Raw genomic sequence first — 14,705 nt, 5'->3', positions numbered from 1 at the left:
TGGTTTGTGAGGTTCGTCCTCGCCAACGGGAAGCGACGCACATACGGCACCATCGATCGTAGTCCCACCGGATGGAGTACGAACTGTGCGATCACACGGCCGATATCGCAGTCGCGGCCACCGGAGACTCCCTCGAGTCGACGTTCGCCGCGGTCGCCAACGGACTCGCAGCCGCGTCTTGCGACGAGGACGAAATCGGCCGGGCCGGCGAACGGTTCTCGGTCTCGGTCGTCGCCGAAAACCGCGAAGCGCTGTTGTTCGACTATCTCGACGAACTGATCTACCGACGTGACGTCCGTGGGGAACTCCCCGTCGATCATCGCGTCGACGCCATCGACGAACCGGACGAGACGTCTACAGGGCGAAACGACGACTCCGGGGCAGTCTGGCAACTCGAGGCCAGCGCCCGGGGCGTTCCACTCGCCGGGATCTCCGCCCGAGAGATCAAGGCGGTGACGTACTCGGAGATGCGACTCGAGCGAACTGACGACGACTGGGAGGCGTACGTCGTCTTCGACGTGTGAATCGTTGCAGTCGGTACTATATTTCGGCCGAGAGAAGCCGACGGATCGACCTCGGGCTGTTGGACGTTTGAAACAACTGGCGACCGGGGGAGAGTAAGGTTTATTGGTAATTGGGAAATGAAGTAGATAAACATCAGATCTGACATGAGTAATTACTCGCGGTATATACGAACGGTGACAGGACGGGACAACGGACGCTACGCTACGGGTCGTAAACGATGACTGACAGGTCAAATCCGTCACAATCGGCAGAGCAATCGAGTGAATCGGCGGGAAAACGGTCGATCGGTTCGTTCCTCGTGCCGGGTGTGATCAGACGGCGACTCATCGCGAAAACGCTCGTCGTGATCGTCGCGATTCTTCTGTTGACCGCCGGTATCAGCGCGTTTTTCTTCCTCGAAATTAGCGACGAACTCGAGGGCCAGGTGGACGACCAGGTCGAGCAGACGACACAACTGCACACGAGCGTTCTCGAGCAGTGGATCGACGAGCGCAAACAGGAGCTTCGGGACATCGAGCAGGCACCGGGGTTAGATACGACTGATCCAGACAGTGCGACGATATTCCTCCAACAGCAGGTGTACGGAAGCGGCTTTTCGCAGTTACACCTCGTCGATCGACAGACCGGCGAGGTGATCGGTAGTTCGAACCAGGACGCTGTCGGCGGGAACATGTTCGACCGGATCGACGAGGAGGCGGCCGACCAGCACTCGTTCGTCACGACGGAACGCCACACCAGCTTCGAGGGTGCGGACGTGACCGCCGGCGAGGAGGCGATCGCGATCGGACAGCGACTGTCGCTGTCGCCGGATCACGTCATCGTCGGCGAGATCAACGCCGAACGCGCCGGTCCGGATCTCCCACAGGCGATCGACGGTGCCGATACCGTCGTCGTCAACGAGAACGGAGATGCCGTGTTGGGATCCACCGGCGTCGATTCGTCGGTCGTCGATCCGACCGTCGAGGGCGTCGGACAACTCGAGAGCGGCGATCAGATCTACACGTACTCGTCGCTCGGAAACGACGACCTGTACGTCGTGACGACGACGCCACAGGAGTCGGCGTTCGCCGTCAGAGACGAAGTACAGACGAGTTTCATCGTCACGATCGCCCTGACCGGACTCGTCTTCGTCGGGGCGGCACTCGTCGGCGGGCGGAGCGTCTCGAGGGACCTGAACCGGCTCCGAAACCGGGCCCAGACGATGGAAGGAGGGGACCTCTCCGTCGACCTTCAGAGCGGGCGTGCGGACGAAATTGGGTCGCTGTACCGCAGTTTCGGTGCGATGCGCGATTCGCTGCGAGAACAGATCAACGAGGCCCAGTCGGCCCGCGAGGAAGCCGAGACGGAGCGCGAACGAGTCCAGCGGCTCAACGACCAACTCGAGGACGCCGCCGATGAGTATCGGTCGGTGATGGGTGCGGCCGCCGCCGGCGATCTCTCGGTTCGTGCGGACGTCGAAACCGACAACGAGGCGATGCGGACCGTCGGCGAGGACTTCAACGAAATGCTCGAGGACATCGAGGCCACCATCGCCGACCTGCAGGAGTTTGCAACGCAGGTCGCGATCGCGAGCGAGCAGGTCACCGCCTCGAGCGAGGAAGTCCGATCCGCGAGCGAACAGATCAGCGAGTCCGTCCAGGAGATATCCAGCGGCTCGGAACGACAGAACCAGTCGCTCCAGCAGGCGACCGGCGAGATGTCGGATCTCTCGACGACGACCGAAGAGATCGCGGCGTCGTCGAACGAAGTCGCGGACCTCGCCGCTCGAACGGCGAACACGGGCCAGGCGGGCCAGGAGGCCGCGACGGACGCGATCGAGAGCATGACGGAGACGGAAACCGAAGCCCAGCGGGCCGTCGAAGAGATTCGGGAGCTCGAGTCCGAGGTGAGTCAGATCGACGAACTGATCGAGCAGATCCAGCAGATCGCAGAACAGACCAACATGCTCGCGCTCAACGCCAACATCGAAGCGTCCCGGTCTGCGAGCGGGGACGACAGCGAAGGGTTCGGGGTCGTCGCACAGGAGATCAAAGAGCTGTCGGGCGATGCGAAGACGGCGGCGGTCGAGATCGAATCGCGACTCGAGAGCATCCGCGAGCAGACGGTCGCGTCCGCGGAGGAAGTCGAGGAGACGAGCATGCGACTCGAGTCGGCGAGCGATCAGGTCGAACAGGCCGTCGAGGCCCTCGAGGAGATCGCGGAGTACGCCGCAGAGACGAACACCGGCGTTCAGGAGATCTCCGCGGCGACCGAAGAACAGGCAGCGACCACCCAGGAAGCCGTCGCGATCGTCGACGAGGCGGCGACGATCACCGAGGAGACGACGGCCGAAGCCGAAAGCGTCGCCGCCGCAGCAGAAGAGCAGACGACGGCGCTGACGGAGGTTTCGGGATCGGCCTCACAGCTCTCCCAGCAGGCGACGCAGCTCTCGGAGGCACTCGATCACTTCGACACCGAGATCGACGAGACGGGCGCAGGTATCGCCACTCTCACGATCGACGAGGACGATTCTGACGGTGACGCCGGCGGTACCGGGGAAGGCGGGGCCGACGAACGCAGTGGAGACGCCGACCCGGATCCTCTTGCGGTCGAGGGACCTCGAGCGACACCGGTTGGTGAGGACGGCTCAGCCGACGGGAGCGAGAGCGATTCGGTCGGCGACGATTCCGTGTCCGGACCGGACGAACGCGATGACGGACCCACGACCGACGACGAGGCCGTGTTCCAGTTCGAGGACGAGAACTCCGACGACAGCTGAACCGGTCGGATTTCGGTTCGGAATCCCCTGGCAGACGTAGCGCTTCTTTTCAACTCACTCGAGTGGTCCCCGACTACACTCGAGTGGTCCCCGACTACTATAGTAGCCACTGAACGTCACTGCCGACCCGATCGCGGGACGGATCGGCGATCGGTGTGTAACTCGTTTCAGTTGTCACTATAATACCCTCCCAACGCCACTTAGGGTCACACGCACGCTGGCAGTAGACTTTCGACGCCGCCGACAGCCGCTGTCAGTCTACGAATCTGACTGGAGTCCATATTAATGGCATTATACCACATAGGGAGTATCCTAGATGTTTATCGAATAATCTTATATGGGATGGTGTGGCACTCGTTGGTATGACAGCAACGACGACGATGAACTGGTCCGACCCCGTAATCTGTCCCTTCTGTGGGGACGAACTCCAGTCGCCAGGTGCCGGGTTCATCGATCACATTCGAGAGAGCGACGATTGCGAACGCGGATTCGAACACTGGCGAGAGAACGTCGCCGGAGACCTCGCGGGCGAGTGGTCTGGGTAGCGATAGTAGCCACTATGGTAGCCACTGGAAGTCAATGCACACCTGATCGCTCGATAGCCGTTCGATCAGTGCGCAAATCGTTTCAGTTGTTACGATAACCGGTTGCGTTCGGACCGGTCGATTTCTCGCCGAGATGGAACCGCGACCGCGCCGTGTATCACTCGAAATCAGGGAGGTCCTCGGGCGGTTCGTACTCCGCTTCCCAGTCGATGTACTCCTCTTTGAGGACGACCGAGACGATCTGCCCGAACTCGGTCAGTTCGGCGTTGATCGACGAGACGGTCCCCCACGTGTCGAGTTCGGGGTGATACTCCCGTGTCTGCCAGTCTTCCGGAATGCCGGGGGCGTGATAGCCGACGCGGTCGGCGAAGTCGTCCCAAAAAAAGTCGAACTCCGCGAACAGGTCGAGATCGCGGGCGATCTCGTACTCGCGCTCGTCGAGATCCGTGTCTGCGAGCCACTCCTCGAGAGCGTCGTCCCAGGCACCGTCCTCGAGAAACGCCTGGAGTTCCTCGCGTCGGTAATCGATTTCTGCGGCCCCATCGGCGCTGATAGTGGCGTCCTCGTACTCGTTCGGATCGACGAACTCCAGTTCCGGCGGGTCGGGGAGATCGGCCTCGAGTCCCATACCGGCGCTACGTCCGGTTGGCGGATAAGAATTCCCACCTCGCCGGCCGGAGTCGTCGCCGACCGATTCGACGGAGACTGACCGCCCCGGTCCCTACAGTTATTCGTCACGAGGTCGTCGATCGAGGTATGGGTAGCGAGGACGACGACGGCGGCTACAGCCTCGTCGAGCTGTTCGTCCTCAAGTTCGTGCTGGCGGACGTGGTGATCATCTTCGTGTTGTTGCTGGCCGGCCCGCTGTACGCGATCGCGATCACCGCGCTGTTCGTGGCCAGTTTCTTCCTCGTCTGGTATCTCACCCAACGGACGACTACGACTCCGGACCCGCCACCCGATGCGGTCGATACGCGAGGTCCGGTGACGAAGCTGCAGGACCGATACGCCGCCGGCGAACTCTCGGAGGCGGAATTCGAGGCGAAACTCGAGCGGCTGATCGACGCCAACGAACGGGCCGAACGCGCGGGCCTGGAGACCGAGGAGCTCGAACTCGAGCGGTCGGATTGAGTTGGTACGGCCACGGATGCGACCGCGAACCGAACACTCAATCGGCCGCCGACCCTAGAGCGATCGATGACAGAGTACGAGGCGGCGATTCTCGACGTCGACGGGACGATCGTCCGGGGCGAGACGTTGATTCCCGGTGCGACGGACGGACTGGCGGCGCTCGACGACGCGGGCTGTGCCAGACTGCTGTTTTCGAACAACCCGACGCGCGGGGCCGACCACTACGGCCGAAAACTCGAGCCACACGGTATCGAGGTCGACGCCGAGCGAGTGCTTACCTCGGCGACGGTCTCCGCGGCGTATCTCGCCGACACCCACCCGGACGACCGGGTGTTCGTCGTCGGCGGCGACCGACTGGAGTCGATCCTCGAGACTGCGGGCGTCGAGCTGACGACCGATCCGGAGCGCGCAGACGTCGTCCTCGGATCGTTCGACGACGAGTTCAGTTACGATACGCTGTCGGCGTCGCTCGATGCGCTTTCGGACGGGGTGCCCTTCTACGGCACGGATCCCGACGTGACGATCCCCGTCGACGACGGAGCGATTCCGGGCACTGGATCGATCCTCGCGGCCATGACCGCCGCCGCCGGGCGCGACCCGGACGCAATCCTCGGCAAGCCGTCGTCGATCGCCGCGACCGCCGCGATGGACCGTCTCGAGGGGAGCCCGGAGAAGACGCTGGTCGTCGGTGACCGCCTCGGAACGGACGTCGCACTCGGGGCGAACGCGGGGATGGAGACGGCGGTCGTCCTGACGGGAATCACCGCCAGAGAAGACATCGAGTCGTCCGACGTCGAACCCGATCACGTCCTCGACTCCCTCGCCGAGGTCGAGACGCTGCTCGAGTGAGTTCGATTCGATCGATCGAAATCCTGGTGTGCGGGTCGATTTGACCCATCAGCCGACGGTCGAAGCGGTGCTCACCGGTCACCGTTTTCTCCCTCGAGGGCGATGCGTCGAAGCCGTTCTTCCTCGTCGGTGTCGACGGTCAGTTCCGGTACCTGAGTCGGAGTGTTGTCCTCGTCGATCGCGACGTAGACGAAGTAGGATTCGGTGGTCTTTTCGCGCTCTCGAGTCCGGAGGTCCTCTCGTTCGGCGACGAGACGGACCTTCACGCTCGAGGTCCCTGCCTCGTAGACGTAGGCCGTGATGTAGGCGGTGTCGCCGATCGGAATCGGCCGTTCGAAGTCCATCCGGTTGACGTGGGCGGTCACGCAGGTCTCGCCCGCAAACCGCATCGCCGACATCGCCCCCACCTCGTCCATCCACTTCATCACGTGTCCGCCGTGGGCGACCTCGAGTACGTTCGCGTGGTTCGGCTGGACCATCTCCCGGTTCTCGATGAGCGTCTCCATGAGGTCCGTCATGGTTTCCGTTTCGCCACGACGACGAAGAGTCTTGTCGTCAGATCGGACAGATGCGGGGTTCCTCCGGTGCCCATCGCTCGACCGGAGAGTTCGATACTGGTAAAAGTCGTGGCCGAGTGTGTCCCCCAATGAGCGATGCAGGCGACGCCGACGTGCCGTCCCCTCCCGAACCAGCCGCGAGCGGGGAGGGGGAAGGATCGGTCGAGGTCCTCGGGACGGCACACGTCTCGCAGGCGAGCGTCGACGAAGTACACGAGGTCGTCGACCGGGAGAAACCCGACGTGGTCGCCGTCGAACTCGACGAGGGTCGGTACCGCCAGATGCAAGGCGGTGCTCCGGACGACATCGAGGCGAAAGATATTCTCTCGGGAAACACCGTCTTTCAGTTTCTGGCCTACTGGATGCTGTCGTACGTACAGTCGCGTCTCGGCGAGAAGTTCGACATCGAACCCGGTGCCGACATGCGTGCGGCGATCGAGGCAGCCGAACGAAACGGAAGCGGCGTCGCACTCGTCGACAGGGACATCCAGGTAACGATCCAGCGGTTCTGGCGACGCCTTTCGGTCACCGAGAAGCTGAAGATGGTCGGCGGACTCGCCCTCGGTATCACCGCTCCGCGGACGGTCGGACTTGCCTTCGGGGCGGTCGCCGGGGCGCTGGTCGGTATCGCGTTCGCCGTCTTCTTGGCACCTCTCCTGGGCTACGGTGATCTTCTCTTGCTCGGTATCACCGAACAGGCGACGCTCCAGTACGTCGGTGCCGGTGGCCTCGGCATCCTGCTCGGTGGCTTTCTCGGATTGCTGTTTCTTCCCTCGCTCGAGTCGGCGGAGAACTACACCGGTGGCCTGTTGAATGGCTTCTCGATGCGGATTCTCGCCGGCGTGGCCGTCGGGATTGTTGGCTGTCTCGCTCTCGTCGCGACGGAGACGTTCGTCGGTCCGCTCTCGGCGGGTCGATTCGAGAACGCCGGCATCTACTCGATTCGCGGGACGACGGGCGTGGTCGCCGGTCTGGGCGTTGGCGTCGTCGTCGGCGCGGCGCTCGGCCTCGTTCTCGACGCGTTGAGCGGCGACGTCGAGGACGTCGAGGAAATCGACATCGAAGAGATGACCGACGGCGACGTCGTCGCCGCGATGATGGAGGAGTTCCGGCAGTTCAGCCCCCGCGGTGCGAACGCCCTGATCGACGAGCGCGACGCCTACATCGCGCACAACCTCCACCAGTTACGTGTGCAGGGATACGACGTACTGGCAGTCGTCGGGGCAGGACACAAGGCCGGCATCGAACGGTATCTCCGAAACCCCGATCAGCTTCCGCCGATGGAATCGCTGACCGGGACCGCCTCGAGTCGGCGATTCTCGCCCGTGAAGATCTTCGGATACCTCGTGATGCTCGGCTTCTTCGGCTTTTTCTTCCTGTTGATCATGGCGGGCGTCCAGAACGTCCTCCTGTTGCAACTTTTCGGAGCCTGGTTCCTGTTCAACGGCGTCTTCGCGTTCACGCTCGCCCGACTGGCAGGCGCACGCTGGACCAGCGCGGGCGTCGGCGGCTCGGTCGCCTGGTTGACCAGTATCAATCCCCTGCTTGCTCCCGGCTGGTTCGTCGGCTACGTCGAACTCAAATACCGACCGGTCAACGTTCGCGACATTCAGACGCTAAACGAGATCATCAACGATACCCAGCGCCCCGTCAGCGAAGCCGTCGAGGATATGTTTAACGTGCCGCTGTTCCGGCTCATCATGATCGTCGCGTTCACCAACATCGGCAGCATAATCGCGACGTTTCTGTTCTTCATCGTCGTCGTTCCCTGGCTCGGTCAGGAGGTCGGCGGCGTCGATGCCCTCATGGGCGAGCTGTTCAGCGGCGCCGAAAACAGCCTCGAGTTGATCCGTGAGGTGATCACGTGAGCGTTCAGGTCGGCCGCCAGCCCGATCCCGAACTCAGCTTCAGCGAGAAGGAACTGTTCGACCTCGCGGTCGCCTGGGTCGTGTTGAGCGTCGCGTTCGCCCTGTTGATGGCACCGATCCACCGGTTCGACATCGGGATCGGAGCCTTCCTCACGATGGTCGGGCTGAGCTTCGTGACGGTCGGCGTCGCGTTCCTGTTACACGAGTTAGCACACAAAGTGGTCGCGATCGAGTACGGCCAGATCGCCGAGTTCCGGGCGGACTACCAGATGCTGTTTCTCGCGGTTATGAGCGCTCTCGTCGGCTTCCTCTTTGCCGCGCCGGGAGCCGTCTACCACCGGGGCCGGATCACCAAGCGCGAAAACGCCATGATCGCGCTCGCGGGCCCGGTGACGAACCACCTGCTCGCGGTGTTGTTCTTTCCGATGATGCTTTTCGGCGGCTACCTCGGTCTCATCGGCCACATGGGCGTCCTGATAAACCTGTTTCTGGCAGCCTTCAACATGATTCCGTTCGGCCCGCTCGACGGAAAGACGGTTCTCGAGTGGAACAAGGGCATCTTCGGCGTCGTATTCGGTCTGAGTATCGTGTTACTCGCCGGCTTCTTCCTCGTCTTCGGGTTCTGGTGATCGAGCCGGCGCTCGGACGGTCGATTTCGGCGAATTCGAAAGCCCCAAGCCGTCCGCCACGTAGGGCCCACCAATGGAGTCGGGGACGATCCCTGTCGGTGATCTGTCGGGCGGGTTCGACCTGTATCTAACCCTCGAGAGCGGCCAGAGCTACCTCTGGCGGCGCGAGGACGGCGAGATGTACGGCGGCGACCGAGCGCCGGCTGCGTGGTACGTCACCGTCGTCGACGGCGAAGTGATCAGGGTCCGCTCTCGGGACGGGATTCTCGAGTGGGAGTCGAGCGTCGACGCGGAGGCGACGGTTCGGCGACTCCTTCGGCTCGAGGACGACCTCGAGGCGATCGTCGCGGCCGCACCGAACGATCCGCTGCTCGGTGAGGCGTACGAGACACACCGAGGCCTGCGGCTGGTCGACGACCCGCCGTTCGGAACGCTGATCGCCTTCATCTGTTCGGCCCAGATGCGCGTCGATCGGATTCACGGGATGGTCTCGACGCTCGCCCGCGAGTACGGCGACGAGATCGCGTTCGACGGTCGAACCTACCACGCGTTTCCGACGCCGGACCAGCTCGCGACGGCGACGGAAGCCGAGTTGCGAGAACTCGGCCTCGGCTATCGCGCTCCTTACGTCGTCCGGACGGCACGGATGGTCGCCGACGGCGAGGCACACCCCGAGGCGGCCCGGGACCTCGAGTACGAGGCGGCTCGAGAGCACTTGATGCAGTTCGTCGGCGTCGGCGAGAAAGTCGCCGACTGCGTGTTGTTGTTCTCGCTGGGATTCGACGAGGCGGTTCCCCTCGATACGTGGATCAAATCCGCGATCGAGGAGTACTACCCCGATTGCGACTGCGGATCGTACGCCGCCACCTCGCGGGCGATCAGGGAGCGGCTGGGCGAGGAGCACGCGGGCTACGCCCAAACGTACATCTTTCATTTCCTTCGGACGGGCGGAAAAGGCCGATAGCAACGGACAGCGACTACTATCAGAGGTCTCCCAAGTGCCGGTTCGGTTCTTCGTACGACATCTCCCCGATTTCGAACCCGATTACATCACTCCCGTTCCGGACGTCGACTGATACGGTTTACTGTAAGTCATTTCCGGCGCAACCGCGACCCGGGCGGCGGTTGCGCCGGAAAATCGTCACAGTAATCCGCATGATGGGGCAAACCGACCCGCACACGAGGATTTAGCCATCCGTTCAGGTTTGGATCGCCACTGCGGTAGACGAACTCGATTGGTGATCTACAAAAAACACCATATGTTTACTCCCTTCTGATTAGAAAAGTGTAAGAAATGCGGCCAAAAGTGTAGAATCTTCTGACATTTATGTGAAAACGATTTATACTCGGAAAATAATGTATGGGGAAGACGACGGTAATTGCTGGTGAACATGATGGGTGAACAAAACGACAGGGGCCAGACGCAACTCGATTTCGTCCTGGGATTTTCAATTCTCATCATGGCAGTGATGTTCGTTTTCGCGATGGCACCTGGATTGATTAGTCCGTTCAGTACAGGGCAAGCGGCCAACCCGATCACCGCTGATCGAATTGCCGACGACTTATCCGGTTCGAAAGCCGTCGTCTCCCCATCGTCTGCCGAGCTCGATACCGAATTCTTCGAACAGCCTGACGACGAGATTGCTACCGCGATTGGGCAGTCCGACCTGGACAGGATCAATATCTCCGTCAAGGAGACGCAGTCGACAGACCTCGTATACTCGGCAGGAGAAGCCTACCCCGAAGAGAGGGGCCAGGTCACGGTCACTCACCGGATAGTGTCGATCGACGGTGAAACACACTGGTTGGAGGTGCGCGTATGGTAACCGGAGACCGAGGACAGATCCATACTCTGGAGGGGATTTTAGCTGCAATTTTCCTCGTGCTGAGTCTCCTCTTTGCACTCCAGGCGTCCGCTGTGACTCCGATGACCGAAAGCACCTCGAGCCAGCACATTCAGAATCAGCAACAAGCCGTTGGCGACGATCTGCTCAAAGCGACTGCCGAGAACGGATCACTGAAATCCGCAGTCTTGTATTGGGATTATACCGAGAACGCCTACCCCGGTACGAACGCGGATGGGGTGTACAACCACAATTTCCCCGAAGAATTGCAGTTGGCAACCGAATTAGAGCGGGCGCTGACCGACCGCGGGATTGCGTTTAATTTAAACGTCAACTACATCGACGACGGGGAGGTGTACAGTTTTGAACTCATCAAACAAGGGAAACCAAGCGATCACTCGGTCGTTTCGACACAGACGCTTACCCTCTATGAAAACGACGAGTTCACCGAGTACGACGGCGGAGAGATTCGAAACTCCGGGACGAAACTGGTCGAGAAAGAAGACGAGTTCGACGTACCAAACGAGAGTGATGGAAAACTGTACAACGTCGTCGAAATCGAGTTGATCATATGGCGGATGTAACGATACTCACAGAGAGCCAGCGAAAGCCAGATTCCTCCAGGCGCGGGCAGTTACTCCTCGTCGCCGGATTGTTACTCGCAGTCACGTTCGTGCTGTTAGCTGTCCTGTTGAACAGCGTCATCTACGCCGAGAACCTTGGCTCCAGAGGTGCAAGTGTCGGTGGTGGTGACGTCATCGAATTCGAAACATCGCTACACGACGCCAGCGAGGAAACGATACGTCGTCTCAATCGAGACGCCGATCCGAGTGACCCCCATAGTGACCTTACGGACGAGTTCGAGGCAGTGATCGACGAGTGGGATGGGCAGGCGAGACAACACGGGCTTCGAGATGGGGACTATAGCACAGTTTCAGTCGATACCATCGAGACGGGAACTCAGATTGAACAAAGTGGAGGCAGCTTCGAAAACGACGATGGGGATGGCGATTGGGAGCTCGCTCAGAACGACGTCCGCGTTCGGAGCTTCGAGATGGAAATCGATACTATCGCGGAAAGCGATCCAGACGACGCGTTTCGACTCGTCGTCTCGGACGGCACCGACGTGTGGGAAATGGCTGTGTACGATAGTGGCGTTCAGGCCCAACAGAACGGTGTCGAAATCGAAGACTGTGAAACGACGAACCCAGAAGCTATCGACTTCGCCACTGCAACCGTCGACGGGGAGTTCTGTGAGGCTGTGATCTTTGGTGGCGACCTGGAAGCGCCGTACGACAGTATCTCCTACGAAAACGGGAGCGAAATCGAGGGGGGATACCGCTTTATCGTCGACGATACCAGTTTAGCGGGGTCGAACGATTTCGAGACGCACCCAGGGATTTACTCATCTAACGTCACTCTCGAGTACGAAAATCACCGAATCGATTACAAATCGACGACCTGGATCGCACCTGAGGAACCCTATGACTGATCGCGCGCTGTCGTATATGGTGAATTACGTCCTCCTCCTGGGAGTCGCAGTCATACTGGTCGGTGGCCTTTCGATGGCTGGATCGGCCCTTCTGGAAGGTCAACACGAACAAACTGTCGATGCAGAACTGGACGTCATCGGGGAACGTATCGCAGCCGATATTTCGACGGCCGATCGACTCACCCAAACCGAGGGCGAAGCGGAGACGATCCGTGTGGTTTCTGACTCCCCACAGTTCGTCAGCGGTGGCCAGTATACGATCACCACTGAAACCGACGGATCGGATACGATTATCCGTCTCGAGAGCAGTGACGCAGACGTTACGAAAGAGAAAACCATCAACACGACCACACCTGTCGACGAAACTCGCCTTACCGGAGGGACACTCGAGATCAGCTACGATACAGGGGACGACCGGCTGGTGATCACACGTGAGTAATAGAGCAGTCAGCGATGTGCTGGGTTATACACTCATTCTCGGATTGATGATCGTGAGTATTAGCATGGTTACCGTCATGGGGACCGGAGCGTTGACCGATTATCAAGACGGAGAGCAGATCAACAACGCCGAAGTCGCGTTCGAAATTCTCGCGAACAATATCGACGACCACGCGTACGACCGGGTAGAGGGCCGGGCTACGGAAATCAGAGTCACAGATGCGTCCCTGTCTTTCGGTACTCGCGAGGAGTTCAACATATCCGTCCAAAGTAGTAACGACGAAATCGTGGTCGTAAACGATCCGATCATCTACGAGACGGAGCAGGGATCGCAGGTAGTTCACTCGAACGGCGCGCTGTTTCGAGAAACCGAACGCGAGAGCCGGATGATTAGAGAGCCCCATTTTCGAATCGACGAGAACCGAACGATGCTCCCACAGACCGAGATGAGGGGTTCTGATACCCGCCTCTCTATCGGCGGGTCGGAGACCGTCCATTTACGGACCGAGCAACGAACGCCGCGGTTGTACCAGCACTCGAGCGGAGATCTCGACGTCGAAATCGAGATCGTCACCAAACCCGCTCGCGCCGACGAATGGGAGCGGTATCTGGACTCGTTCGACGAGATAGACGCTGATCAGGATTGTACGTCCGAACTGAACGAGGACAGCACAACGCTCACGTGCGACCTCGAAACTGATGAGATCTACGTTCCGGTGACGAGACTCAGTGGCGAGTTCAGTTGAGCCTCACTTTCACTTCGTTCTCGGTGATCTGCAGATACGTTACGAACCCAACACCCTCGTAGTCGATGTACAGAGACGACTCGTCGTGGTTGACCCGTTGGGCCCCATCTTTATCTTCGACCGTCAAATCGACGTTCGGTCTCTGTCTTTCGATGAGTTCGTCGAACACAATGCCGAGCTCTTTTTCTTCTCCGCTCTCGACGTGCGTTGCATTTTTGTCGCCATCGAGAGTCGAAAGGTTCGCGTGCAGCGTATGACTGTCTCCGGTATCTTCGACTTCGAAAACGTCGATCGCTTCCCACTCCCAGTCCTCGTCGTCGGGATCGGTTATCGTAACATCGACATCACCACTCCCCTGTGCATGCAGATGAACGGCTTCTCTCCCGTCTATCTCGAGTGCCCAGTCGAGATTGTTGAGCCCTGATGGGTCGTCACTGTACAGCGTGAGATTGAAATCGTTCATCGGCTCTTCTTCTTCCGCCGCGCGAATTATGATCGGTTCCCCGTCCTCGATCTCGGTGTGTCCGTGATCTCCAAGCGTGAGGAGTTCGACGGTAGCAGTCCCAGCCTCGTCATCGTAGGAAACGTTCCCGCCGGTTCGTTCTTCGAAGTACGCTTTCCATCCCTGATAATATTCGCTCTCTACCGTTATTTCGACTGTTCCGTTCTCGATCGGGTTTTCGTACTTCGTATCGTCGTTTTCGTACGTTCGTGACGAGTTGGGATATATCCGGTTCGTTTCGCCGGTCTGGCGGGCAGTAATAGAACGTACTTGTCCGGAGACGTGGTTATCACGCGTTACATTCACTACCGGAAGCGTCAACGTCCCGTACCGGTAGTGGAATTCCGGTGGTGAAACCATCGTCGTGTGCCCGTCCTCGTGTCTCCAGACTCCACCGCCCTGATACGCGATTTTCGTCCCCCCGTCTTCGTAGGTGACTTCGCCCATTTCGAATTCGTGGATCGTCTCTTCGGTCCCGGCACCTGTTCTATTGATGTGTTTGATTTCCATCGTTCCCGTGGACTCCGTTACTTCGTAGCTCCCTCCCTTGCTTTCCGTGGAAACGGACTGTACCGAGGAATCACCCAGTGCTACTTCCGAAACCTTCGAGCCAAACAGTGCGAGTTCATTCTCCGCCGCGCCGATTTCGACGGTTTGTTCGTGTCCATCGACCACGTTGAGACCGACGAAAAGCATCGCAGTTGCAGCAATCATTGTAAAACCAAGGATGAGAACGAATCCGATGATTTCCGACTGTGACCGGTCGTCCGGACCGGTATAGTTTCGCTCTTCTTCGGAAATCCCGCCAGTGGCCATTACTC

16 protein-coding genes are annotated in these 14,705 nt (G+C 60.0%); 13 read left to right on the top strand and 3 right to left on the bottom strand.

Going from position 1 to position 14,705, the window contains the following annotated elements; all coding sequences use genetic code 11:
• Positions 1-71 precede the first annotated feature (71 nt).
• The 3 genes from EA473_RS06445 (at position 72) to EA473_RS06435 (ending at position 3,828) form a co-directional block, all read left to right on the top strand.
• Positions 72-524 (top strand): archease, encoded by a 453-nt coding sequence (locus tag EA473_RS06445; protein ID WP_124194847.1) that lies wholly within the window; start codon positions 72-74, stop codon positions 522-524.
• Positions 525-742: 218 nt separating this feature from the next.
• A complete protein-coding gene (locus tag EA473_RS06440) occupies positions 743-3,283 on the top strand; it encodes a methyl-accepting chemotaxis protein (RefSeq protein ID WP_124194846.1) in 2,541 nt (846 codons plus the stop codon).
• Between the two features lie 362 nt (positions 3,284-3,645).
• On the top strand, positions 3,646-3,828 hold the full coding sequence (locus tag EA473_RS06435) for a DUF7501 family protein (protein ID WP_124194845.1): 183 nt from the start codon (positions 3,646-3,648) through the stop codon (positions 3,826-3,828).
• Positions 3,829-3,985: 157 nt separating this feature from the next.
• Here EA473_RS06435 and EA473_RS06430 read toward each other — a convergent pair whose 3' ends face one another.
• The gene (locus tag EA473_RS06430; protein WP_124194844.1) at positions 3,986-4,456 is read right to left on the bottom strand and encodes a hypothetical protein; all 471 of its coding nucleotides are present in this window, start codon (positions 4,454-4,456) and stop codon (positions 3,986-3,988) included.
• Positions 4,457-4,584: 128 nt separating this feature from the next.
• Here EA473_RS06430 and EA473_RS06425 point away from each other — a divergent pair, with 128 nt between their 5' ends.
• Both EA473_RS06425 and EA473_RS06420 read left to right on the top strand, forming a co-directional pair.
• Positions 4,585-4,959 carry an SHOCT domain-containing protein gene (locus EA473_RS06425; RefSeq protein WP_124194843.1) on the top strand — a complete coding sequence of 125 codons (375 nt, stop codon included), beginning with the start codon at positions 4,585-4,587 and terminating at the stop codon, positions 4,957-4,959.
• Positions 4,960-5,025: 66 nt separating this feature from the next.
• Positions 5,026-5,808 carry an HAD-IIA family hydrolase gene (locus EA473_RS06420; RefSeq protein WP_124194842.1) on the top strand — a complete coding sequence of 261 codons (783 nt, stop codon included), beginning with the start codon at positions 5,026-5,028 and terminating at the stop codon, positions 5,806-5,808.
• A gap of 71 nt (positions 5,809-5,879) precedes the next feature.
• Here the strand turns inward: EA473_RS06420 and EA473_RS06415 are convergent, their stop codons facing one another.
• Complete coding sequence (locus tag EA473_RS06415; protein WP_124194841.1) at positions 5,880-6,326, bottom strand: acyl-CoA thioesterase; 447 nt, start codon at positions 6,324-6,326, stop codon at positions 5,880-5,882.
• A 128-nt stretch (positions 6,327-6,454) separates the two neighbouring features.
• On the opposite strand from EA473_RS06415, the gene EA473_RS06410 reads away from it, so the two are divergent.
• From EA473_RS06410 to EA473_RS06375, 8 genes are all read left to right on the top strand, one after another.
• On the top strand, positions 6,455-8,233 hold the full coding sequence (locus EA473_RS06410) for a TraB/GumN family protein (protein WP_124194840.1): 1,779 nt from the start codon (positions 6,455-6,457) through the stop codon (positions 8,231-8,233).
• A complete protein-coding gene (locus EA473_RS06405) occupies positions 8,230-8,862 on the top strand; it encodes a metalloprotease (RefSeq protein WP_124194839.1) in 633 nt (210 codons plus the stop codon). Before EA473_RS06410 ends, EA473_RS06405 begins: the two co-directional genes overlap by 4 nt.
• Before the next feature lie 73 nt (positions 8,863-8,935).
• On the top strand, positions 8,936-9,826 hold the full coding sequence (locus EA473_RS06400; protein ID WP_124194838.1) for a DNA-3-methyladenine glycosylase family protein: 891 nt from the start codon (positions 8,936-8,938) through the stop codon (positions 9,824-9,826).
• A 430-nt stretch (positions 9,827-10,256) separates the two neighbouring features.
• Positions 10,257-10,688 (top strand): DUF7287 family protein, encoded by a 432-nt coding sequence (locus EA473_RS06395; RefSeq protein WP_124194837.1) that lies wholly within the window; start codon positions 10,257-10,259, stop codon positions 10,686-10,688.
• A complete protein-coding gene (locus EA473_RS06390) occupies positions 10,682-11,290 on the top strand; it encodes a DUF7288 family protein (protein ID WP_124194836.1) in 609 nt (202 codons plus the stop codon). The genes EA473_RS06395 and EA473_RS06390 overlap by 7 nt, the downstream gene beginning before the upstream one ends.
• The gene (locus EA473_RS06385; RefSeq protein ID WP_124194835.1) at positions 11,278-12,198 is read left to right on the top strand and encodes a DUF7261 family protein; all 921 of its coding nucleotides are present in this window, start codon (positions 11,278-11,280) and stop codon (positions 12,196-12,198) included. The genes EA473_RS06390 and EA473_RS06385 overlap by 13 nt, the downstream gene beginning before the upstream one ends.
• Entirely contained in the window at positions 12,191-12,637 is a 447-nt protein-coding gene (locus EA473_RS06380) for a DUF7266 family protein (RefSeq protein ID WP_124194834.1), read from the top strand. The genes EA473_RS06385 and EA473_RS06380 overlap by 8 nt, the downstream gene beginning before the upstream one ends.
• Positions 12,630-13,382: a DUF7289 family protein gene (locus EA473_RS06375; RefSeq protein ID WP_449289213.1), complete on the top strand. Its 753-nt coding sequence runs from the start codon at positions 12,630-12,632 to the stop codon at positions 13,380-13,382. Before EA473_RS06380 ends, EA473_RS06375 begins: the two co-directional genes overlap by 8 nt.
• On the opposite strand, the gene EA473_RS06370 is transcribed toward EA473_RS06375, so the two are convergent.
• A complete protein-coding gene (locus tag EA473_RS06370; RefSeq protein ID WP_124194832.1) occupies positions 13,375-14,700 on the bottom strand; it encodes a DUF7289 family protein in 1,326 nt (441 codons plus the stop codon). The genes EA473_RS06375 and EA473_RS06370 overlap by 8 nt on opposite strands.
• Positions 14,701-14,705 lie beyond the last annotated feature (5 nt).

It is taken from the genome of Natrarchaeobius chitinivorans, from assembly GCF_003841505.1.
GTDB lineage: Archaea > Halobacteriota > Halobacteria > Halobacteriales > Natrialbaceae > Natrarchaeobius > Natrarchaeobius chitinivorans.
Note: the sequence above shows the minus strand (reverse complement) of the source record. Positions and strands in the feature narration are given on the sequence as shown.

Coding starts and splice junctions, on each gene's coding strand:
- EA473_RS06445 (WP_124194847.1), top strand. CDS start 72: ATGGAGTACGAACTGTGCGATCACACGGCCGATATCGCAGTCGCGGCC.
- EA473_RS06440 (WP_124194846.1), top strand. CDS start 743: ATGACTGACAGGTCAAATCCGTCACAATCGGCAGAGCAATCGAGTGAA.
- EA473_RS06435 (WP_124194845.1), top strand. CDS start 3,646: ATGACAGCAACGACGACGATGAACTGGTCCGACCCCGTAATCTGTCCC.
- EA473_RS06430 (WP_124194844.1), bottom strand. CDS start 4,456: ATGGGACTCGAGGCCGATCTCCCCGACCCGCCGGAACTGGAGTTCGTC.
- EA473_RS06425 (WP_124194843.1), top strand. CDS start 4,585: ATGGGTAGCGAGGACGACGACGGCGGCTACAGCCTCGTCGAGCTGTTC.
- EA473_RS06420 (WP_124194842.1), top strand. CDS start 5,026: ATGACAGAGTACGAGGCGGCGATTCTCGACGTCGACGGGACGATCGTC.
- EA473_RS06415 (WP_124194841.1), bottom strand. CDS start 6,326: ATGACGGACCTCATGGAGACGCTCATCGAGAACCGGGAGATGGTCCAG.
- EA473_RS06410 (WP_124194840.1), top strand. CDS start 6,455: ATGAGCGATGCAGGCGACGCCGACGTGCCGTCCCCTCCCGAACCAGCC.
- EA473_RS06400 (WP_124194838.1), top strand. CDS start 8,936: ATGGAGTCGGGGACGATCCCTGTCGGTGATCTGTCGGGCGGGTTCGAC.
- EA473_RS06395 (WP_124194837.1), top strand. CDS start 10,257: ATGGGTGAACAAAACGACAGGGGCCAGACGCAACTCGATTTCGTCCTG.
- EA473_RS06390 (WP_124194836.1), top strand. CDS start 10,682: ATGGTAACCGGAGACCGAGGACAGATCCATACTCTGGAGGGGATTTTA.
- EA473_RS06385 (WP_124194835.1), top strand. CDS start 11,278: ATGGCGGATGTAACGATACTCACAGAGAGCCAGCGAAAGCCAGATTCC.
- EA473_RS06380 (WP_124194834.1), top strand. CDS start 12,191: ATGACTGATCGCGCGCTGTCGTATATGGTGAATTACGTCCTCCTCCTG.
- EA473_RS06370 (WP_124194832.1), bottom strand. CDS start 14,700: ATGGCCACTGGCGGGATTTCCGAAGAAGAGCGAAACTATACCGGTCCG.